Consider the following 21,696-nt stretch of genomic DNA (forward strand, 5'->3'; position numbering starts at 1 on the left):
TCTAACCTGGGAGGATAGGAATGGCTGAAATAAAGCGAACACAGCCGCTAGCACGCGACGCCATGGCTTATGTGCTGGCCGGGGGCCGTGGCAGCCGGCTCAAGGAACTGACCGACCGTCGCGCCAAGCCGGCGGTCTATTTCGGCGGCAAGACCCGCATCATCGACTTCGCGCTATCCAATGCGCTCAATTCCGGTATCCGCCGCCTCGGCGTCGCCACCCAGTACAAGGCGCATTCGCTGATCCGCCACCTGCAGCGCGGCTGGAACTTCCTGCGGCCCGAACGTAACGAGAGTTTCGACATCCTGCCGGCCAGCCAGCGTGTGTCGGAAACGCAATGGTATGAGGGCACCGCCGACGCCGTTTACCAGAACATCGACATCATCGAGGCCTATGGCCCCGAATACATGGTCATCCTGGCCGGCGACCACGTCTATAAGATGGACTACGAAATGATGCTGCGCCAGCATGTCGAGGCCGGCGCCGACGTCACCGTCGGCTGCCTCGAAGTGCCGCGCATGGAAGCGACCGGCTTCGGCGTCATGCATGTCGACGCCAAGGACACCATCATCTCCTTCATCGAAAAGCCAGCCGATCCGCCGGGCATTCCCGACAAGCCGGATTTTGCGCTGGCCTCGATGGGCATCTATGTGTTCAAGACCAAGTTCCTGATGGAGCAATTGCGTCGCGATGCGGCGGAGCCTGGCTCGAGCCGCGACTTCGGCAAGGACATCATCCCCTACATCGTCGAGCACGGAAAGGCGATCGCGCATCGCTTCGCCAAATCCTGCGTTCGCTCGACCGCCGAGAACGAGGCCTATTGGCGCGACGTCGGCACGGTCGACGCTTATTGGGAAGCCAACATCGACCTGACCGACATCACGCCGGAACTCGACCTTTACGACCGCGACTGGCCGATCTGGACTTACGCCGAGTTGAAGCCGCCGGCAAAATTCGTGCATGACGAGGATGGCCGCCGCGGGTCGGCTGTGTCGTCTCTCGTGTCGGGCGATTGCATCGTTTCGGGCGCTTCGCTGAAGCGAAGCCTGATCTTCACCGGCGCGCGCATCAATTCCTATTCGACGCTGGAGGAAGTCGTCATGCTGCCCGACGTCCATGTCGGCCGCAACGCCAGGCTGAAGCGCGTGGTCATCGATCACGGCGTCACGATCCCCGAGGGTCTGGTGGTCGGTGAGGATCCCGATCTCGACGCCAAGCGCTTCCGCGTTTCGGAAAAAGGTATCTGCCTCGTCACGCAGGACATGATCAACAGGCTGGGATCGTAGTGCATGCAGGTTCTGTCGGTGGCGCCCGAGATCTTTCCGCTGGTCAAGACCGGCGGGCTCGCCGACGTAACCGGCGCCTTGCCCGTGGCATTGGCCGGCAAGGACGTCACCATGCGCACGCTCGTCCCCGGCTATCCTCAGGTGATGGGCGCCTTCAGGAAAAAGAAGGCGGTTCAGCAATATCCATTGCTGCAGGGCGGCAAGGCTTCGGTGCATGCCGTCCAGATCGCCGGGCTCGACCTGTTCGTGCTTGACGCGCCGCATCTTTTCGACCGTCCCGGCGGCCCATACGGCAACGCGACCGGCGCCGACTGGCCGGACAACTGGCGCCGGTTCGCGGCCTTGAGCCAGGTAGGCGGTGATATTGCCGGCGGCGCGATCTCGGGCTACCTGCCCGATATCGTCCATGCCCATGACTGGCAGTCGGCAATGACGCTCGCCTACATGCGCTACGGCAAGGCGGTCGGCACGCCGTCGATGATCACCGTGCACAACCTCGCTTTCCAGGGCCAGTTCGGCGCCGGCATTTTTGGCGAGCTTGGCCTGCCGGCAGCGGCGATGGCTCTCGACGGCGTCGAATATTATGGCGGCGTCGGCTTCCTCAAGGCCGGTCTGCAGGCGGCGTGGGCGATCACCACGGTCAGCCCGACCTATGCGCAGGAAATCCGCTTGCCCGAATTCGGCATGGGCCTCGACGGCCTGATCAACATGCGCTCCGTCGATCTCCATGGCATCGTCAACGGCATCGATACCGAGATCTGGAACCCGGAAACCGACAAGCATCTGGTCTCCAACTACACGGCAAAGACGCTTAAGGCGCGAATGCCCAACAAGGCCGCGGTCGAGGACCGTTTCAGCCTCGATCGCGATGACACCCCGATCGTCTGCGTCGTCAGCCGGCTGACCTGGCAAAAGGGCATGGACATATTGGCGGCTGCCGTCGACGGGATCGTTGCCAGGGGTGCGCGCCTGGCTATCCTAGGGTCCGGCGACGCCGGCCTCGAAGGCGCGCTGCTTGCCGCCGCCGCCCGCCATCGCGGTCGCATCGGCGTCGTCGTCGGCTATGACGAGGGGCTCTCCCACATCATGCAGGGCGGCTGCGACGCCATCATCATCCCGTCGCGCTTCGAACCTTGCGGGCTGACGCAGCTTTACGGCCTGCGCTATGGCTGCGTGCCGATCGTCGCGCGCACCGGCGGCCTTGCCGACACGGTCATCGATGCCAACGAAGCCGCCATCTCTGCCGGCGTGGCGACCGGTTTCCAGTTCGCGCCCGCGGATGCCGGCGCCTTGCTGCACGCCGTCCGCCGCCTTGTCGAGGCGCATGCCAATCCCGCGGTGTGGGCGTCCATGCAGCGGCAAGGCATGAAGGCCGACGTGTCGTGGGACACAAGCGCCGAAAAATATGTCCAACTCTATCGCTTGCTGCTTTCGAAAAGGGCTGCCTGACTGATGATCCGCACCGTCGCCACCAAACCCTATCCCGACCAGAAGCCCGGCACCTCCGGGCTGCGCAAGAAAGTCCCGGTGTTCCAGCAGGAGCACTATGCCGAGAACTTCATCCAGTCGATCTTCGACGCGCTGGACGGATTAGATGGCAAAACCCTGGTGATCGGCGGCGACGGCCGCTTCTATAACCGCGAGGTCATCCAGAAGGCCATCGCCATGGCCGCGGCAAACGGCTTCGGCAAGGTGATGGTCGGGCAGGGCGGCATCTTGTCGACGCCGGCCGCTTCGCATGTCATCCGCAAATACAAGACCTTCGGCGGCATCATCCTGTCGGCCAGCCACAATCCGGGTGGCCCACATGAGGATTTCGGGATCAAGTACAATGCCGGCAATGGCGGCCCGGCGCCGGAAAAGCTGACCGACGCGATCTTCGAAAAAACCAAGGCGATCTCGAGCTTCAAGATCGCCGATATCGGGCCGGTCGACATCGACACGATCGGCACGGTCAAGGCGGCTGACATGACCGTCGAAATCATCGATCCGGTCGCCGACTATGCCGAACTGATGGAAAGCCTGTTCGATTTCGACGCCTTGCGGGCGCTGTTCAAATCAGGCTTCCGCATGCGCTTCGACGCCATGCATGCGGTGACCGGCCCCTACGCCAAGGAGATCCTCGAAAACCGGCTCGGTGCGCCCAACGGCACCGCCCGCAATTTTATCCCGCTGCCGGATTTCGGCGGCCACCATCCCGATCCCAATCTTGTGCATGCAAAACACCTCTATGACGAGATGATGGGCCCGGCTGCGCCAGACTTTGGCGCTGCCTCCGACGGCGATGGCGACCGCAACCTGATCATCGGCAAGGGCATTTTCATCACCCCGTCGGATTCGCTGGCCATGCTCGCCGCCAACGCCCATCTGGCGCCGGGCTACAAGGCCGGGCTGAAAGGCATCGCCCGTTCGATGCCGACTAGCGGTGCTGCCGACCGGGTCGCGGAAAAGCTCGGTATCGGCATCTACGAGACGCCGACCGGCTGGAAGTTTTTCGGCAATCTGCTCGATGCCGGCATGGCAACAATCTGCGGCGAGGAAAGTGCCGGGACCGGCTCCAACCATGTCCGCGAAAAGGACGGCCTGTGGGCCGTGCTTTTGTGGCTCAACATCCTTGCCGTGCGCGGCGAAAGCGCCAGGCAGATCGTCACCCAGCATTGGGCGGCCTATGGCCGTAACTACTACTCGCGCCACGACTATGAAGAGGTCGAGACCGACCGTGCCAACGCGCTTGTCGGCGAGCTGCGCGCCAAGCTTGGCTCGCTGCCTGGCACCAGCGTGCGCGGCATGACCATCGCCAGCGCCGATGATTTCGCCTATCACGATCCGGTCGACGGCTCGGTCAGCAGGAACCAGGGCATCAGGGTGTTGTTCGAAGGCGGCTCGCGCGTCGTCTTCCGCCTGTCCGGCACCGGCACCTCGGGCGCGACGCTACGTCTTTACGTCGAGCGCTACGAGCCGGACAAGAACCGCCACGACCTCGACACGCAGGAGGCGCTTGCCGATCTGATTGCGGCGGCGGACGACATTGCCGGGATTCGCAGCCATACAGGCCGCGCCAAGCCGAGCGTCATCACCTGATGTCGTCTGGAATATCCACCGGCTATCGTCCGCGATTTGGCGGGCTTGCCGGGGAGGGCGGCATTCGCTTCGCCGCGTGGTCCTCGTCGGCTCGGCGCATCTGCGTCTCGATTTTCGACGAACACGGCAACCGCGAAGTCGACCGGCTGGAACTCCAGTCGGAAGGCGAGGGCGTCCACGCACTTTTTGTTGCCGGTCTCGCCGCCGGCACCCGATACGGGTTCCGTGCCGATGGCGACTACGCGCCGGAACAGGGGCTCTGGTTCGATCCCGACAAGCTGCTGGCCGATCCCTATGCCGTCGAGATCGACAGGCCCTATGCCTATGACGGCCGGCTGGCCGCGCGCCGGGGCGAGGGGCCCGACACGGCGTCGCTGATGCCGAAGACAATTGCCGGCGCCTTGCCGCAACCCTTGCTCGCCTTGCCGCCGCTGTTTCGGCCTGGCGGCCTTATTTACGAAGTGCCGGTACGCGCCTTCACAAAGCTGCATTCTGACATTCCCGAGAAGCAACGCGGCACCATTGCAGCCCTCGCTCACCCTCTTGTTGTCGAGCATCTGCAAAAACTCGGCGTCGCAGCCGTTGAGTTGATGCCGGTGACCGCATCAATCGACGAGCGGCATTTGCCGCCGCTCGGTCTGCGCAACGCCTGGGGTTATAATCCCGTGACCTTCATGACGCTCGATCCGCGACTGGCGCCTGGCGGTCTGGCCGAGTTGCGCGGAACGGTCGCCGCGCTGCGCGAGGTCGGCATCGGCACCATTCTCGACCTGGTGTTCAATCACACGGGCGAAAGCGACCGGCTCGGCCCGACATTGTCGCTGCGCGGGCTCGACAACCGCGCCTACTACCGGCACGAGACCGACGGCGCTCTGGTCAATGACACCGGAACCGGCAATACGGTCGCCTGCGATCATCCGGTCGTCCGGGAAATAGTCCTCGACACGCTTCGCCACTTTGTCCAGCGCGCCGGTGTCGACGGGTTCCGCTTCGACCTAGCGCCGATCCTTGGCCGCGTGGACGGCGTTTTCGACGCCGATGCGCCGCTGCTGAACGCCATTCGCAACGACCCTGTTCTTGCCGACCGGGTGCTGATAGCCGAGCCCTGGGACATCGGACCGGATGGCTATCAGCTCGGCAATTTTCCGCCGCCGTTCCTCGAATGGAACGACAGATACCGTGACGATATCCGCCGCTTCTGGCGCGGCGACGACGGCATGATCGGTGCGCTGGCGACGCGGCTTGCCGGTTCGTCCGACGTCTTTGCCAAAGCAGGCCAGACAACGAGCCGCAGCGTCAACTTCATCGCCGCGCATGACGGCATGACACTGGCCGATAGCGTTGCCTATGCGCACAAGCACAACGACGCCAATGGCGAACAGAACCGCGATGGCCACGACGACAACCTGTCCTGGAACAATGGACTCGAGGGCGAGACCGGCGACCAGTCAATCGTTACGGCCCGTTTCGATGACCAGCGCGCGCTGCTGGCGACGCTCTTTGCCTCGCGCGGCACGATCATGCTGACGGCCGGCGACGAGTTCGGCCGCACGCAGCGCGGCAACAACAACGCCTACGCGCAGGACAATGACATCACCTGGCTCGACTGGGCCGGGCGCGACCAGGCGCTCGAGCGGTACACCGCTCTGCTCGCCAAGATGCGTCGTGCCGTGCCGGCGCTTTTGGACACAAGCTTTCTCGCCGGAGAACCGCCTGCGGGGTCGGAAATCCCAGATGTAGCCTGGCTGACTGAAACCGGCGTGCCGCTTGACGAGGCAGCCTGGCACGACGTTAGGCGGCATCGGCTGGTCATGGTTCTCGGTGGCGATGAGGACAGTCGCCTTGCGGTGGTCATCAATGGCGACCGCCGGGCCTGCATGTTCACGCTGCCGGAACGGACGGGTTTTCATTGGCGCCCAGCCATCGAACCGGATGCTGCCGATATCTCACGGCCGGTGCCTGGGCGAACGGTCATGTTCATCATCGAACGCAGGACCGCGCAGGCGGGCGCAGAGGAGAGCCATGATGGCTGACAATGCCGAATGGTGGCGCGGCTGCGTCATCTACCAGATCTACCCGCGCTCCTTCCAGGATACGACAGGCGACGGCAGCGGCGATCTCAGCGGCGTCACCTCGAGGCTGGCCCATGTCGCATCGCTCGGTGTCGACGCCGTTTGGCTGTCGCCTTTCTTCAAGTCGCCAATGGCCGATATGGGTTACGACGTTTCGGATTACTGCGCCGTCGATCCGATGTTTGGCACATCAGAGGATTTCGACGCGCTGATTGAAGAGGCGCACCGGCTCGGCCTGAAGGTGATCATCGACCAGGTCTTGTCGCATTCGTCGGATCGGCACGAATGGTTCGTCGAAAGCCGCGCGAGCCGCGACAACCCCAGGGCCGACTGGTACGTCTGGGCCGATGCGAAGCCCGACGGCACCGCGCCCAACAACTGGCTGTCGCTTTTCGGCGGTCCGGGCTGGGAATGGGACGCAACGCGCAGGCAATATTACCTGCATAATTTCCTCGCCTCGCAGCCAGACCTGAATTTCCACAATCCGCAGGTGCAGGACGCCTTGCTGGAAACGGTGCGGTTCTGGCTCGAGCGCGGCGTCGACGGCTTCCGGCTGGATACGGTCAACTATTATGTCCACGACCGCTGGCTGCGCAGCAACCCGCCTTTGGCGGAAAGCGTCGCCGGCACCAATACCGCAATCAGCACCTATCTCTATCAGGAGCATCTGTTCGACAAAAGCCAGCCGGAAAACCTTGCCTTCCTCAGGCGCTTCCGGGCCTTGCTTGACGAATATGAAGGCCGCGCCGCGGTCGGCGAGATTGGCGACGAAACCCGTTCGTTGCAGACACTCGCCGCCTATACCGGCGGCGGCGACAAGCTCCAGATGTGCTACACCTTCGACCTGCTCGGCGCGCAATTCTCGGCCGCGCATGTGCGCGGCAGCGTTGAGGCCTTCGAGGCCGCCGTTTCCGACGGCTGGGTTTGCTGGGCATTCTCCAACCACGATGTCGTGCGCCATGTCAGCCGCTGGACAAGGCCGGGCGGCGATCCGGACAGGGTGGCGAAATTCTCGATCGTGCTGCTTTCCTGCTTGCGCGGATCGATCTGCCTCTACCAGGGCGAGGAGCTCGGGCTGGAGGAGGCCGAACTGGCGTTCGAGGATTTGCGCGATCCTTTCGGCATCCGCTTCTGGCCGGCAATCAAGGGGCGGGATGGGTGCCGAACACCGATGGTCTGGGAGGCTGGCGCCGACAATGCCGGCTTTTCAACTGGCAAGCCGTGGCTTCCGGTCCCGGCAAGCCATCGCGCCCGGACGGTCGACCTCCAGGACGGCGAACAAACCTCCGTCCTGGCGAGCTACCGGGCGATGCTGGCCTTGCGCAAGCGGCACCCGGCGCTGGTTCGAGGCTCGATCCTGTTCCTCGATGCCGAAGGCGATGTCCTTGCTTTCATTCGCGAAGGCGGTGACGAAAAGCTGCTCTGCGTCTTCAATTTCGCCGACGAGCCGGCCGGCTGGCAATTGCCGCCGGATCTGGAAGCGATAGAGCCGATAGATCTTGGCGGTGCTGACGGGGTCTTGCAGCAAAGAACTCTGTCGCTGCCGCCGCTCGGCTGCTTCCTCGGCCGGATCGGCTGATCTCTATTTCATCATCTCATTGAACGAGCACGGATCGGCCACAAGTCGCGCCGACAACCCGCACATCGGCCTCGCCGACATGCACGCCAAGCGCCGCAAGCACGTTGTAGACCAGTGCGTCGACAGGCGCGGTCACGCCGTTCAGAACCGTCAACACCGCCGGCTTAACCGTTCCGAGCAGCGCCGTCACGTCCAGCCCGAGGCCCAGTGCATTGACCGAGAGCGAGAGGCCGCTGACCACCGATGTCGTGAGCGATTGCGTCAGGTTTTTTGTGGCAACGGTTTTTATCGTCTTGTTGGCGATATCGGTGCTGTCGAACGTCAATTTGGCCGGATCGTTATTGGTGATGGCAAGTGATGAAGAACCCTTCACATCGAGCAGATTGAGGGTGAGCAGCAGAAGCTTTACGCTTACCTGTGCAATCGTGGCATCGGAGAACGATTGCGGATTGCTGAAATCGGCGAACGCCGATGGATTGTTGTCGGCGTCGCTGGCGGCAAGGTGCAGCGAGGCCACGCCAGGCTGCGCGGCGATCGAGACCTTGATGCTATCCGGCCGGCCCGTCGGGCAGTTGATGTCGGATAGCTTGGCTTCCGCATAGGCGACTTCGACATGCAGCGGCAGGTTGACGGACAGCAGACTGATTCCGCCGCCGAGATTGGAATTGCCGATGCCCACTGTGGTGACCAGCTTGATTCGCGTCTGCGCGGTGCGCACCACAGTGCCTTTTTCCCCGACGGCCAGCCAGGGCGAGTATTGCATCGGTTCGCCGATGGCGATGGCAAGCGTGGTGGAGGTAAGTCCCGGAATGGTGGCGCCGAGATCGACCTGGACCTGATTCGAGCCATTGGCCAGCGCCGCAGCGGCGCCGAGCATACCCATCGCGCTTGCGTCGACGGAAAAGCCGGGAGACTTTTGTCCGAGGCCGAGTCTGCCGATGGAGCCAAGATCGACAAGATGATTGAGCGGTATCTTGACCGTGCTGGTGGCCCGGGACGCGATCGTCTGCAGCACAAGTTTGCTGGCGCTGCCCGACCCGGACGCATTGGCCATGGCGGTGGCGATCTGGCCTACCGTCGCTTTTGACGCCAGCACGTCGGAATAGCTGACACCTGTCAGTTGCAACTGCACGGCAAGGGCATCGATGAACGAAAGCACGTTGACGTCGGCCGAGATCAGCGCGTTGTAATCCATGACGCTGAGCGAAATGTTGCCGCCTAACAACTTGCTGAGAAGCGCGTTGAGGATGCCGCCATTGACGCTGAGCAGCCTGGACCCGACCGAGAACATCGCTTGCGGGGTCATGCTGGCAATGGCTTCGGTGCCGACAACCGGAGTAGGGATGAGCGAACTGGCGAAATACCGGGCAGGGATTTTGCGCAGAGTGACGCGAACGGCGTTGTAAGGCGTTTTACCGGCTTCGAAGCGCTTGTCGACACCGACAGACGATGCGGCTGAGTATCGGCCGCCGGTGACCGACACGACGGTTTTGCCGACGGTGGGAACGATTGTGTGACCTGGCTTTTGAACAATGATGCCGGGCATTCGGTTGTCACTGAGCGTGGTTACTGCCGCGGCCTCCATATTGTTGATGTTCGATGCCGCGGTGATCGCCGCCAGATCGGTTATCGCCTGGGCTTCCCTGCGCTCCGTGTAGATCGAACCTTCGTCGACAGCGAAGGCCGCCAGCCCCAGCGCGAATGGCGCTATCAGCGCCGTCATAACGGCAAAGTTCGCCTTCTTGTCGCCAACCATGGAGCGAGCGACCCGCCCGATGGCTCTCAGCAAGAACTGCGACATTTCAGATGCCTCCAATCCTGATGGTCGACCTGCGTGAGATCGTGGTTTGCGGCATCGCAAGGCTGGGCAACAGGTTCCAGATCGGCAGATTGCTGGCATCGTACTGGATCGACACGACGAACTGATTTCCGTCGGCGGTGCTGTCCGTTGCCTGATAGGTCAGCTTGCCGGAATCGACGAACGGTATCCACTGGCATTATTTTTAACGAAACCCGCCACCAGCGCTTGGCGCTCGGTTTGGTTCAATCCGGCAATTGCGGTACGGGCGGCATCGGCGGCGATCTGCTGCAAGGAGTTGCTTGCACCAAAATAGATACCGTATGCAACCATTCCGAGTAGGAGAAGGATGAAAATCGGCGAAAGCAGAGCAAATTCGACGGCAGAAGTTCCAGATTTTTCCCCAATCAGGCGTAGCTTTGTCCTTAATCGGCGTATGTTTTTAGCTGCTAATGAGACAGTTTTACTGTCTGTATTGTCCATTGCCCTTGTCCACGGAACTTAGGAGAGATGTGCCGAACCCGTCCAAATATGTAACCCATGGTTGACTAAGAACTAATTAATACATTCCCGCAAAACTGAACCGATCCGCCAGATTATCTCCACCGACGAGCATTTTCTGGGCGAGGAAACGTGGCCAAGCTCATGGTTTCGATCATTGATTGGCCGCTCGCAAACCGGCTGCCCCTCCGCCTTACTTTGGGTGACCCCGAGAGTCTGTTGAAATAAAAAATCTCCACGTTACTGTTTGGGCACCAGCTGCCGGAAAGGGAACCGGCTGCGCGCTCGAAAGGAACCAGCCAATCGGTTTCGGGGCGTCAACACTTAGAGACGTGGCTGAAGGGCGACGTCATTAGGGAGAACTCCATGCTGAAACATGTGCTGAAGGCGACGGTACTCGCCACGACCATGGTCTTGGCCGCCGGTACGTTCTACACGCCGGCTTTCGCCGAAACCGTCTACAACCGCGGAGCCGCCGCCGAAGCGGAGACGCTCGATCCGCACAAGACCTCGACGGTCTACGAAGCCGATATCATACGCGACCTGTTCCAGGGCCTCGTCATGCATGACCAGAAGACGAACCTCATTCCGGGCGCAGCCGAAAGCTGGACGGTGTCCGACGACGGCACGGTCTACACCTTCAAACTGCGCAAGGACGGCCTCTGGTCGGATGGCAGCCCGGTGAAGGCGGACGACTTCGTTTATTCGTTCCGTCGGCTGGAAGATCCGGCCACCGCTGCGGAATACGCTTCCATGCTCTATCCAGTAAAGGGTGCCGAGGACGTCAACACCAAGAAGGGCAAGCCGGAGGATATGGGCGTCAAGGCGATCGACGCAAATACCCTCGAAGTCACCCTCAAGGCGCCAACGCCTTACTTCCTGGAGATGCTGACCCATCAGGCGACCTATCCAGTTAACAAGGCGTCTATCGAAAAGCTTGGCGCCGACTGGATCAAGGCCGGCAAGCTGGTCTCCAACGGGGCCTTTACAGCGGCGGAGTGGATTCCCAACGACCATCTCAAGCTGGTCAAGAATCCGAAATTCTGGGACGCCGCCAGCGTCAAGTTAGACGTGGTCAATTACATCCCGACCGAGGATCGCTCGTCTGCGATGAAGCGCTTCGAGGCCGGCGAATTCGACAGTTACGGTGATTTGCCGACTGAACAGCTCGCCGATCTCAAGACCAAATTCGGCGACCAGGTCCGTGTCGGGCCATATCTCGGCACCTACTATTATGCGATCAAGACCGACAAGGCGCCGTGGGACAATGTCGAACTGCGCAACGCCATCTCGATGGCGATCGATCGCGACTTTCTCGCCGAAAAAGTCTGGCAGAATTCGATGCTGCCCGGCTATTCGATGGTGCCTCCGGGCATCGAGGGCTACACGCCGGCACTGGCCAAATACGCTGACATGCCGCAGATCGACCGCGAGGATGAAGCCAAGAAAATCCTGGAGAAGCTCGGCTATACGCCCGAGCATCCGTTGAAGATGCAGATCCGCTACAACACCTCGGAAAACCACAAGAACACCGCTGTCGCCATCCAGGAACAGCTGAAGCCGCTTGGCGTCGAGGTCACGCTGCTCAACACGGATACCAAGACCCACTACTCCTTCCTTGAGCAGAAGGGCGACTATGATGTGGCGCGTGCCGCCTGGATCGCCGACTACAAGGATCCGGAAACCTTCCTCGGCATCACCCGCAAGGCCAGCGGCAACAACTATTCGAGCTACGTCAGCCCGAAATACGAAGAGGCCATGGACAAGGCCGCCGCCGCCGGCGGCAAGCCCGAAGAGCGCATGAAGGAACTCGCCAAGGCCGAGCGCATCCTCGTCGACGATGTCGGCAACATCCCGCTCCTCTACTATAGCTATCACGACATCGTTTCCTCGAAACTGCACGGCTTCGACGACAATGTGATGGACATCCATCCGTCCCGCTTCATCAGCAAGGATTGATCCACTAGCTTGGCCGCCGCGCAGCTCAATGCGCGGCGGTGCTGGTTTGCCATCGCATCGGCCCGGGAACCGGATTCGATTTTCGACAATGTCGGTGCGAAGAGTTGAAGGCTAGAGCGCAAACGTCCAGCTGGACGCGCGCTGCTCTGGATCAAGCGGGGCACCGATGCTGCGTTACGTCTTCCGGCGGCTGCTGACCGCCATCCCGACGCTGTTCGTCATCGTGACTGTGGCGTTCTTCCTGATACGCGTCGCCCCTGGAGGCCCGTTCAACCAGGAGCGGGGCCTGAGCCCTGAGATCAGGGCCAATCTTGAAGCCCAGTACGGCCTCAACGACCCACTCTGGTTGCAATATGCCCACTATCTGGGGAGCCTTTTGCGCGGCAATTTCGGTCCGAGCTACAACATGCCGGATTTTACGGTTACCGAGCTGTTTGCCAAGGGCCTGCCCATTTCGATTCAGATCGGTGCCTCGGCGCTGATCCTGGCGCTGTTGCTCGGCAGCATCCTCGGCACCGTTGCCGCGCTTAACCAGAACAGGCTCGCCGACTACTCGGTTATTGCGCTGGCGAGCGCCGGCAGCACTATCCCGACTTTCGTCACCGCCCCGGTGATCCAGCTTTTATTCGGGCTGACATGGAGGCTGCTGCCGATCGGCGGCTGGGGAGACGGCGCCCTCCTCAACAAAGTCGGCCCGGTTCTCACGCTGGCCTTGCCGCAAATCGCTATCGTTGCCCGCCTGATGCGCGGCTCGATGATCGAATCGCTGCGCTCTCACCACATCCGCACCGCCCGCGCGCTTGGCCTGTCGGATTGGTCCGTGGTGGTCAAACACGCGCTGCGCGGCGCCATCCTGCCGATCGTCTCCTTCACCGGCCCCGCGGCGGCAGCACTGCTCACCGGATCGGTCATCGTCGAGACCATCTTCGCCATTCCCGGCGTCGGCCGCTATTTCGTCGACGCCGCGCTCAACCGTGACTATACGCTGGTCATGGGGACAGTGGTGGTCATCGCGCTCTTCACCATCGTGTTCAATCTGATCGTCGATATCATGTACGCGTTCGTCGACCCGAGGGTCCGTTATGACTGATATCGCAATCACCGCTCCTGCAATGATCGGCCGTTCCCTGTGGGGCGATGCCTGGGCGCGCCTGAAGGGCAATCGCGCCGCGATGTTCAGCCTCTATTATCTTGCCTTCATTGCCGTCATCAGCGTGTTCGGGCCTTATTTCGCGCCGCACCAATACACCACCATCTATGCCGACTATGTCCGCACGCCGCCGAGCTTCTCCGCCTATCCGAAGAAAGGCATGATCGAAGGCGCGCTAAACGACGCGATCAAGCGCATGCGCGCCGAAATCAAGGACTGGCGGCAGGAGGGCAGTCGTGTGTTCGTTACCGTCAGATCGTCCAAGCCGATCGACGACCGCAACATTCGCTACCTCGACCGTTCCGATGCGTTCGATGACACAAAGATCGAGGGCAAATCGCCCGACGGTCTCGAAATGACGTTGAGCGCTTCGATCAGGCAGCAGTATTTCCTGTTTGGCACCGACAATACCGGCCGCGATCTCCTATCGCGAACGCTGATGGCCGGGCGCATTTCGCTGGCCATCGGTCTGCTCGCCGGCGTGGTAGCGGGCGTCATCGGCGTGCTCTATGGCGCTACTGCCGGATTTGCCGGCGGCAAGATCGACGAGGTGATGATGCGCATCGTCGACGTGCTCTATTCCTTGCCGTTCATCTTCTTCGTCATCATGTTGGTGGTGTTCTTCGGCAGGAATTTCGTGCTGATGTTCCTGGCCGTTGGCGCGGTGCTGTGGCTTGACATGGCGCGCATCGTGCGTGGACAGGCGCTGTCGATCCGCCGGCAGGAATATGTCCAGGCGGCAGAGGCGATGGGCGTCGGCCAGCGCGGCATTCTGCTGCGCCATGTAATCCCCAATTTGCTCGGGCCGGTGGTGATCTACATGACGCTGCTGGTGCCGCAGGTCATCATCCTGGAGAGTTTCTTGTCGTTCCTCGGGCTCGGTGTCCAGGAGCCGATGACCAGCTGGGGCGTGCTGATCTCGACCGGTGCCCACAACATCGGCAGCGCCAATTGGCTGCTTTTGTTCCCGGCCTTCTTTCTCGTCTCGACGCTGTTCGCGCTGAATTTCGTGGGCGATGGCCTGCGCGACGCGCTCGACCCCAGGGATCGTTGAGATATGCCTGCTCCCGAAACGATCCTCAGCGTGAAGAACCTTCGCGTCCGCTTCCGCACCCTCGATGGCGCGGTGGAAGCGGTGAAGGGGATCAACATCGACGTCAGGTCGGGCGAGACGGTCGCCGTCGTCGGCGAATCCGGCTCAGGCAAGAGCCAGACGATGATGGCGGCGATGAGCCTGCTCGCCTCGAACGGCGAAGCCACCGGCACAGTCGATTATCGCGGCCGCAATCTTTTGACCTTGAGCAAGCCCGAGCTCAACAAGATCCGCGGCCGCAAGATCAGCATGATCTTCCAGGAGCCGATGACGTCGCTAGACCCGCTCTATTCGATCGGCAACCAGCTGATCGAGCCGATCCGCAAGCATCGTGGGCTTGGCGCCGCCGCGGCACGCGAAGAGGCACTCAAACTGCTGCGGCTGGTCCATATTCCCGATCCGGAGCGGCGGATGAGATCCTACCCCCACGAGTTGTCGGGCGGTCAGCGCCAGCGCGTCATGATCGCCATGGCGCTGGCCAACGACCCCGATATATTGATCGCCGACGAGCCGACGACGGCGCTCGACGTGACCATCCAGGCGCAGATCCTCATGCTGCTCGCCGAACTTCAGCGCAAGCTCGGCATGGCGATCGTCTTCATCACTCACGATCTCGGCATCGTCAGGCGCTTTGCCGATCGGGTCTACGTGATGCGTTATGGCGAGGTGGTCGAGGAGGGCGAGGCGGAAGCAATCTTCGTCAATCCGCAGGATGCCTACACCAAGATGCTGCTTGCCGCCGAGCCGACCGGCACCAAGGCGCCGCCGCCTCCGAATGCCCCCGTCCTGCTCGAAGGCAGGAACGTCGAAGTGACGTTCAAGATCGGCGGCGGTTTTCTTGGCGGCGAGCCGCTGCTGCTGCGCGCCGTCGATCGCATTTCGATACGGCTCAAGCGCAACCAGACCATCGGCATCGTCGGCGAATCCGGCTCGGGAAAATCGACGCTCGGCCGCGCCTTGCTGCGGCTCCTGCCCAGCGACGGCATCATCCGGCTTGGCGACCGCGACATTTCCCACGCTGACCGCCAGGCGATGCGGCCGCTGCGGCGCGAATTACAGCTGGTTTTCCAGGATCCATTCGGCTCGCTGTCGCCACGCATGACCGTCGGCCAGATCATCACCGAGGGGCTTCTGGTCCACGAGCCCAATCTGTCGGGCAGGCAGCGTGATCTCCGCGCGGTCGATGCCTTGCTCGAGGTCGGGCTCGACCCGAACACGCGCAACCGTTATCCGCACGAATTCTCCGGCGGCCAGCGGCAGCGCATCGCCATTGCTCGCGCCATGATCCTCAAGCCGAAAGTGGTGGTGCTGGACGAGCCGACCTCGGCGCTGGACCGCTCCGTGCAGAAGCAGATCGTCGAATTGCTGCGCAAGCTGCAGGCCGATCACGAACTGTCCTATCTGTTCATCAGCCACGATCTCGCCGTCGTGCGCGCCATGGCCGACTACATCATCGTCATGAAGCAGGGCAAGATCGTCGAGGAGGGACCGGCCGAGGCGATCTTCAGCAATCCGCAGGCAACCTACACGCAGACACTGATGGCCGCGGCCATCGACGTCACGCGGTTCCGCCTGAGCGCATAGCGCAATTGGTCAGAACTGCGGCGGATGGTGGTTGTTTCGGGAACAAAACAGCTAAGCCGCTGTTTTTTCTGGTCGGAGTGGCAGGATTTGAACCTGCGACCCCATCGTCCCGAACGATGTGCGCTACCAGGCTGCGCTACACTCCGTGACCAGACCGCGGGCTTATAGCCGCCGCGTTTGGTTACTGCAAGCGCCAATGGCAGCGCTTCTATCGCATTTCTTTCGCTTTCGCCGCCACGTCATACAGGTTTCAGTTTCCTGTCGCACAAACACGGCTTAAAGGGCTTCTGGGTAACCGTCCACTTGCCTCGAAGCACCTGATTCAGCAGCCTGGAGTTTGCAGCCTTGTCGATGAAGATCGTTAGCGATGTCAGACCAAATACTTTTGAGTTTGAAACCTCGGCGTTGATCAAGCCATCGGGGTTTCGCGAATATGATGCGCGCTGGTGGTTTGGCCATCCCGGCTCGAACGAGCCGCCGGAACTCAATCTGATCGGCGTCCAGGCGCTCGGCATGGGGCTCGGCACGCTGATCCGCCGCCTGGGTGCCGGACCCGACATCGTCACCGGTCACGATTTCCGCTCTTATTCGCTTGCCATCAAATTGGCGCTGGTTTCCGGGCTGATGGCGGCCGGCGCACGGGTCAAGGATGTCGGGCTGGCGCTGTCGCCAATGGCTTATTTCGCCCAGTTCGCGCTCGACACGCCGTCCGTCGCCATGGTCACTGCCTCGCATAACGAGAATGGCTGGACCGGCGTCAAGATGGGCGCGGCGCGCCCGCTGACTTTTGGTCCGGAGGAGATGAGCGCGTTGAAGGCGATCGTGCTGTCCGGCGATTTCGATGTTGTCGGTGGCGGCTCCTATGATTTCGTTGCGGACTTCCGCAGAACCTACCTTGACGATCTGACCGCGGGAAAGCGTATTTCGAGGAAGCTCAAGGTGGTGGCCGCCTGCGGCAACGGCACCGCCGGGGCTTTCGCTCCCGAGGCACTGGAAAGGATCGGCTGCGAGGTGATCCCGCTCGACGTCGAGCTCGATCATACGTTTCCCAATTACAATCCCAACCCCGAAGACATGCAGATGCTGCACGCCATTCGCGACAAGGTGTTGGAGACGGGCGCCGATGTCGGGCTCGGTTTCGACGGCGACGGCGATCGCTGCGGCGTGGTCGACAATGAAGGCAACGAGATCTTCGCGGACAAGGTCGGCGTCATGCTGGCGCGCGACATCTCGCACCTCTATCCCGGCTCGACCTTCGTCGTCGACGTCAAATCGACCGGATTGTTCATGACCGACAAGGTGTTGCGGGGAAATGGCGCGGTCACCGATTATTGGAAAACCGGTCACTCCTATATCAAACGGCGCGTCGCCGAACTCGGCGCTGCCGCCGGTTTCGAGAAATCGGGCCATTTCTTCTTCAATCCGCCGATCGGCCGCGGCTATGACGATGGCCTGGTCACGGCCATCGCCATATGCCAGATGCTGGATCGCAGCCCGCAAAGCAGCATGGCCGATCTCTACCGCGATCTGCCGCTGACCTTCGGCACGCCGACCATGTCGCCACACTGCGCCGACGAGCTCAAATACGGCGTCGTCGAGCGGGTCGTAGGCGATTTTCGCAAGATGAAGGACGAGGGTACGGTCTTCGCCGGCCAGAAGATCGCCGAACTGATCACCGTCAACGGCGTCAGGGTCGTGGCGGAGGATGGTACCTGGGGACTGGTGCGGGCATCATCGAACAAGCCGGAGCTTGTGGTGGTGGTCGAAAGCCCTGTATCGTCCGAACGGCGCCGGCAGATGTTCGAAGCCGTCGATGCGGTGCTGCGGCGCAGCCCTGAAGTCGGCGCCTACAATCAGACCTTTTGAGCGGGGCTTGTTTTCATGACCCAACGGATCGTCAGTTTTGTGATGAGCGGCGGCGTCGGCTCGCGGCTGTGGCCGCTGTCGCGCGAGGACAATCCCAAGCAGTTCCATGATTTCTCGGGCGACGGCTCGATGCTGGCCAAGACGCTGCGCCGGCTGACCGCGCGGCCGGAGGGCGAAACGCCGGTTTTCCTGATTGCGTCCGAAAGACATGCCGACCGCGTTCATGCCGATATTGCCGGTCACGAGCTTTCCGGCGGCGGTCCGCTGTTCGAGCCGACCGGACGCAACACTGCCGCGGCCGTCGCTTTGGCAAGCCTGCGCACGCTTTCGGAATTCGGCGACAGCCTGGTGCTGGTGGTGCCATCCGACCATGAGATCGCGACGCCACAGCAATTCTGGCGGAGCATCGAGGCCGGCACGGCGGCCGCGCGCCAAGGCAGGCTGGTGGTGTTCGGCATCAAGCCTGCCCAACCCGAGACCGGTTATGGCTACATCGAGGTGGCGGGCGAGCGCGATGGCATCTGCGATGTCTCGCGTTTCGTCGAAAAACCCGATCTCGCCACGGCGCAGAGCTATCTCGAGGCCGGCAATTTCTACTGGAACACCGGCATCTTCCTTTTTCGCGCCAGTGCCATGCGCGACGCGTTCATGGCCTTCCAGCCCGACATCTGGAGCGCCACGGAGACTGCCTACCAGGCTGCGACATCGGACCTTTCCGGCCTCTACATGCCTCTGGAGCTCTATGCCGCCATCCCGTCGACATCGATCGACTATGCGATCATGGAGCGCGCCAGCGGCATCGCCATGGTGCCGGCCGGCTTTCGCTGGAACGATCTCGGCTCCTGGCAATCGCTGCTCGACGTCGGCCCCTCCGACACGCTGGGCAATGTCATTGTCGGCGATGTCGTCGCCATCGATTGCGAGAACTCCTATATCCGCAGCGATGGCCGCCTGCTGTCGGCCATTGGTCTGAAGGACGTCGCCATCGTGTCGACCGCCGACGCCACTTTCGTCGCGCCGGTCAGCCACAGCCAGAACGTCAAGAAGATCGTCGAGCAGCTCGAAAAGAGCGGCCGCCTGGAGACCAGGTTCACACCCGCCGACGACCGCGTCATCGAAAGCGGCGCCTGGCAGCGCCGCGTGCACCATTGGCTGTTCGAGGAGACGGTGCCGCTGTGGTCGACGGTCGGCGTTGACGAGCGCCATGGCGGGTTCCACGAGGCGCTCGGCTTCGATGCCGCCCCGCTGATGAAACCCAAGCGCATGCGCACGCAGGCCAGGCAGATCTACGCCTTCGCCGTCGCCAAGGCGCGCGGCTGGAACGGCCCGGCCGATCGGCTGATCAGCCACGGCCTCGAATTCATGGCCAGGCACGGACGTACCGACGACGGCGGCTGGGTGCGCACGCTCAACATCGACGGCACCGTCGCCGACGCAGCCGAGGATGCTTACGACCATTCCTGCGTGCTCCTGGCGCTGGCGCATGCCCATATGTGCGGCAACCCCGATGCGTTGCGGCTCGGCGAGGAGACTTTTGCGTTCATCGACGCGCATCTCGAGGACGAGCGCCTGACCGGCTTCCGCGAGACCTCCAGCGGCGAGGGCGAGCGCCGCTCCAACCCGCACATGCATCTGCTCGAGGCGTTCTTGGCCTGGCATCATGCGACCGGCGAGCGCGCCTATCTTCGCCGCGCCGCGCGCATCGTCGATCTGTTTCGCAGCCATTTCTTCGACCCGGAAAGCTGGACGCTGGGTGAGTATTTCGACCATGAATGGCGTCCGTCCCCTGGCGAGAAGGGCACGTGGACCGAACCGGGCCATCATTTCGAATGGGCCTCGCTGCTGGTCGACTTCGCCGGCCGCAGCGGCCAGAGCGGCTTGACCGGACTCGCCCGGAAGCTTTACGCGTCGGCGATTGCCAATGGCCTGAACCGCGCAACGGGCCTCGCCTACGGCGCCGTCTCGCGGCAAGGACTTCCGCTAGACCGCGTCTCGCGCAGCTGGCCACAGGCCGAAGCGATCAAGGCAGCGATCGCGCTGGACGGTTCGGGCGGTCCCGACCTGAAGCCGGAGATCGAAGCCAGGGTCGGCCGGCTGTTCCGCTGGCACATCAATCCCGCACCGCTCGGCCTGTGGATCGACCGCATCGACGAGCGTGGCCGTTCGCTGGCAAACGAAGTGCCGGCCAGCATCTTCTACCATCTGGTCTGCGCGCTGACGCAGTATCTGGATGGTACGGCCCGCAAGGATCAGTACGGGCTCACCACATCCCCGGTCTCGACATAGACCGACTTCAGCTGCGAATAGAGCGCCAGTGCGGCGAGCGAATTCTCGCGGCCGATGCCGGACTGCTTGAAGCCGCCGAACGGGATTTCGACCGGCGTCAGATTGTAAGCGTTGATCCAGCAGGTGCCGGCCTGCAGTTCAGCGATGACACGATGGGCGCGTGCCAGGTCGTGTGTGAACACGCCGGCGGCGAGGCCGAATTCGGTGTCGTTGGCGCGCTCAATCACCTCGTCCTCGCTGTCGAATTTCAGCACGCTCATGACTGGCCCGAAAATCTCCTCGCGGGCGATGCGCATCGTGTCGGTGACACCGGTGAACACCGTCGGCTCGACGAAGAAGCCGCCCTCGAAGCCCTGCAGCGAAGGCATGTTGCCGCCGCAGGCGAGCACCGCGCCATCCTGCTTGCCAGCCTCGATATAGGAGATGACCTTGTCGTGCTGCGCCTTCGAGACCAGCGGTCCCATCTGCGTGTCCGGATCGAGCGGATCGCCGATGCGGATCTTCTTGGTCCGTTCGGTCAGCCTCTCGACGAAACGGTCATGGATGCTGCTCTGCACGAAGACCCGCGTGCCGTTGGAGCAGATCTGGCCGGTCGAATAGAAATTGCCGAGCATCGCGCCGCCGATGGCATTTTCGAGGTCGGCGTCTTCGAAGACGATCAGCGGCGACTTGCCGCCGAGCTCCATCGTCGCGTGCTTCATCTTCGAGCCGGCCAGCGACAGCACCTTGCGGCCGGTCGGCACGGAGCCAGTCACCGAGACCTTGGCGACGACCTCATGGCCGACAAGGCCGGCGCCAACATCGCCCAAACCCTGCACGACGTTGAACAGGCCGTCTGGCAGCCCGGCTTCGGTGTAGATTTCGGCGAGCGCCAGCGCTGACAGCGGCGTGTTTTCCGAGGGCTTGAACACCATCGCATTGCCCATGGCGAGGGCGGGTGCGGATTTCCAGCCGGCGATCTGGATCGGGTAGTTCCAGGCGCCGATGCCGACGCAGACGCCGAGCGCCTCGCGCCTGGTATAGGCAAAGGGTCCGCCGAGATCGACGGCCTCGCCATTAAAGGCGACGACCGCACCGCCGAAATATTCGAGGCAGTCGGCCGCCGACGGGGCGTCCGCAACCAGCGTCTCCTGGATCGGCTTACCGGTATCCAGCGTCTCGATGCGTGCCAGATCGGCATTGCGCGCGCGCAAAATGTCGGCGGCACGGCGCAGGATGCGGCCGCGTTCGACCGGCTTCAGCCGCGCCCAAGCCGGTTGTGCCGCCCGCGCTGCCTCGATCGCGAGTTCCAGCACGTTGGGTGTCGCCGAGCGCAGCCTGGCAATGGTCTCGCCGGTCGCAGGATAGATGACCGGCAGCGGCGTGCCGCGCTCGTCGTCGATATAGCGGCCGTTGACATAGTGCGATGCCGTTGGCTGGGCGCGCATGTCTGTTCTCCGAA

At 62.4% G+C, this 21,696-nt stretch carries 13 protein-coding genes, 1 tRNA gene and 1 pseudogene; 11 read left to right on the forward strand and 4 right to left on the reverse strand.

The features are described 5' to 3' along the window. Nucleotides 1–20: 20 nt before the first annotated feature. The 5 genes from glgC to bglA are packed head-to-tail and all read left to right on the forward strand — an operon-like array spanning nt 21 to nt 8,018. The gene (gene glgC, locus AC0L2P_RS12665; RefSeq protein ID WP_473501556.1) at nt 21–1,286 is read left to right on the forward strand and encodes a glucose-1-phosphate adenylyltransferase; all 1,266 of its coding nucleotides are present in this window, start codon (nt 21–23) and stop codon (nt 1,284–1,286) included. A 3-nt stretch (nt 1,287–1,289) separates the two neighbouring features. After that, on the forward strand, nt 1,290–2,735 hold the full coding sequence (gene glgA, locus AC0L2P_RS12670) for a glycogen synthase GlgA (protein WP_473501557.1): 1,446 nt from the start codon (nt 1,290–1,292) through the stop codon (nt 2,733–2,735). 3 nt (nt 2,736–2,738) lie between these two features. Next, nucleotides 2,739–4,367 (forward strand): alpha-D-glucose phosphate-specific phosphoglucomutase, encoded by a 1,629-nt coding sequence (locus AC0L2P_RS12675; protein ID WP_473501558.1) that lies wholly within the window; start codon nt 2,739–2,741, stop codon nt 4,365–4,367. Then, on the forward strand, nt 4,367–6,400 hold the full coding sequence (glgX, locus tag AC0L2P_RS12680; RefSeq protein ID WP_473501559.1) for a glycogen debranching protein GlgX: 2,034 nt from the start codon (nt 4,367–4,369) through the stop codon (nt 6,398–6,400). The genes AC0L2P_RS12675 and glgX overlap by 1 nt, the downstream gene beginning before the upstream one ends. Beyond that, nucleotides 6,390–8,018 (forward strand): beta-galactosidase BglA, encoded by a 1,629-nt coding sequence (bglA, locus tag AC0L2P_RS12685; protein ID WP_473501561.1) that lies wholly within the window; start codon nt 6,390–6,392, stop codon nt 8,016–8,018. The genes glgX and bglA overlap by 11 nt, the downstream gene beginning before the upstream one ends. A gap of 16 nt (nt 8,019–8,034) precedes the next feature. Here bglA and AC0L2P_RS12690 read toward each other — a convergent pair whose 3' ends face one another. Both AC0L2P_RS12690 and AC0L2P_RS12695 read right to left on the reverse strand, forming a co-directional pair. Beyond that, complete coding sequence (locus AC0L2P_RS12690; protein WP_473501562.1) at nt 8,035–9,819, reverse strand: pilus assembly protein TadG-related protein; 1,785 nt, start codon at nt 9,817–9,819, stop codon at nt 8,035–8,037. Nucleotide 9,820: 1 nt separating this feature from the next. After that, nucleotides 9,821–10,299 (reverse strand): annotated as a pseudogene (locus AC0L2P_RS12695) (TadE family protein). Nucleotides 10,300–10,683: 384 nt separating this feature from the next. Here AC0L2P_RS12695 and AC0L2P_RS12700 point away from each other — a divergent pair. The 4 genes from AC0L2P_RS12700 to AC0L2P_RS12715 all read left to right on the forward strand — a co-directional run bounded on the left by AC0L2P_RS12700 (nt 10,684) and on the right by AC0L2P_RS12715 (nt 16,103). Then, complete coding sequence (locus tag AC0L2P_RS12700) at nt 10,684–12,276, forward strand: peptide ABC transporter substrate-binding protein (protein ID WP_473501563.1); 1,593 nt, start codon at nt 10,684–10,686, stop codon at nt 12,274–12,276. A gap of 166 nt (nt 12,277–12,442) precedes the next feature. Next, nucleotides 12,443–13,366 (forward strand): ABC transporter permease subunit, encoded by a 924-nt coding sequence (locus AC0L2P_RS12705; protein WP_473501564.1) that lies wholly within the window; start codon nt 12,443–12,445, stop codon nt 13,364–13,366. Continuing rightward, nucleotides 13,359–14,480 carry an ABC transporter permease gene (locus AC0L2P_RS12710; RefSeq protein WP_473501565.1) on the forward strand — a complete coding sequence of 374 codons (1,122 nt, stop codon included), beginning with the start codon at nt 13,359–13,361 and terminating at the stop codon, nt 14,478–14,480. The genes AC0L2P_RS12705 and AC0L2P_RS12710 overlap by 8 nt, the downstream gene beginning before the upstream one ends. Nucleotides 14,481–14,483: 3 nt before the next feature. After that, nucleotides 14,484–16,103 carry an ABC transporter ATP-binding protein gene (locus AC0L2P_RS12715; RefSeq protein WP_473501566.1) on the forward strand — a complete coding sequence of 540 codons (1,620 nt, stop codon included), beginning with the start codon at nt 14,484–14,486 and terminating at the stop codon, nt 16,101–16,103. A 69-nt stretch (nt 16,104–16,172) separates the two neighbouring features. On the opposite strand, the gene AC0L2P_RS12720 is transcribed toward AC0L2P_RS12715, so the two are convergent. Further along, nucleotides 16,173–16,249 (reverse strand) — tRNA-Pro (locus AC0L2P_RS12720). Nucleotides 16,250–16,448: 199 nt separating this feature from the next. Between AC0L2P_RS12720 and AC0L2P_RS12725 the strand changes: the two genes are divergently transcribed. Further along, nucleotides 16,449–17,969: a phosphomannomutase/phosphoglucomutase gene (locus tag AC0L2P_RS12725; RefSeq protein ID WP_473501568.1), complete on the forward strand. Its 1,521-nt coding sequence runs from the start codon at nt 16,449–16,451 to the stop codon at nt 17,967–17,969. A gap of 15 nt (nt 17,970–17,984) precedes the next feature. After that, nucleotides 17,985–20,255, forward strand: coding sequence for an AGE family epimerase/isomerase (locus AC0L2P_RS12730; RefSeq protein WP_473501570.1), 2,271 nt, complete (start codon nt 17,985–17,987; stop codon nt 20,253–20,255). Here AC0L2P_RS12730 and betB read toward each other — a convergent pair. Next, nucleotides 20,219–21,682, reverse strand: a complete 1,464-nt coding sequence (gene betB, locus AC0L2P_RS12735) for a betaine-aldehyde dehydrogenase (protein ID WP_473501571.1) — start codon at nt 21,680–21,682, stop codon at nt 20,219–20,221. The two genes, AC0L2P_RS12730 and betB, sit on opposite strands and share 37 nt — an antisense overlap. Nucleotides 21,683–21,696 lie beyond the last annotated feature (14 nt).

This window comes from Mesorhizobium sp. WSM4836 (assembly GCF_055811815.1).

What these genes read in the sequence shown, in the direction of transcription:
- glgC (WP_473501556.1), top strand. Translation starts at nt 21, where the DNA reads ATGGCTGAAATAAAGCGAACACAGCCGCTAGCACGCGACGCCATGGCT.
- glgA (WP_473501557.1), top strand. Translation starts at nt 1,290, where the DNA reads ATGCAGGTTCTGTCGGTGGCGCCCGAGATCTTTCCGCTGGTCAAGACC.
- AC0L2P_RS12675 (WP_473501558.1), top strand. Translation starts at nt 2,739, where the DNA reads ATGATCCGCACCGTCGCCACCAAACCCTATCCCGACCAGAAGCCCGGC.
- glgX (WP_473501559.1), top strand. Translation starts at nt 4,367, where the DNA reads ATGTCGTCTGGAATATCCACCGGCTATCGTCCGCGATTTGGCGGGCTT.
- bglA (WP_473501561.1), top strand. Translation starts at nt 6,390, where the DNA reads ATGATGGCTGACAATGCCGAATGGTGGCGCGGCTGCGTCATCTACCAG.
- AC0L2P_RS12690 (WP_473501562.1), bottom strand. Translation starts at nt 9,819, where the DNA reads ATGTCGCAGTTCTTGCTGAGAGCCATCGGGCGGGTCGCTCGCTCCATG.
- AC0L2P_RS12700 (WP_473501563.1), top strand. Translation starts at nt 10,684, where the DNA reads ATGCTGAAACATGTGCTGAAGGCGACGGTACTCGCCACGACCATGGTC.
- AC0L2P_RS12705 (WP_473501564.1), top strand. Translation starts at nt 12,443, where the DNA reads ATGCTGCGTTACGTCTTCCGGCGGCTGCTGACCGCCATCCCGACGCTG.
- AC0L2P_RS12710 (WP_473501565.1), top strand. Translation starts at nt 13,359, where the DNA reads ATGACTGATATCGCAATCACCGCTCCTGCAATGATCGGCCGTTCCCTG.
- AC0L2P_RS12715 (WP_473501566.1), top strand. Translation starts at nt 14,484, where the DNA reads ATGCCTGCTCCCGAAACGATCCTCAGCGTGAAGAACCTTCGCGTCCGC.
- AC0L2P_RS12730 (WP_473501570.1), top strand. Translation starts at nt 17,985, where the DNA reads ATGACCCAACGGATCGTCAGTTTTGTGATGAGCGGCGGCGTCGGCTCG.
- betB (WP_473501571.1), bottom strand. Translation starts at nt 21,682, where the DNA reads ATGCGCGCCCAGCCAACGGCATCGCACTATGTCAACGGCCGCTATATC.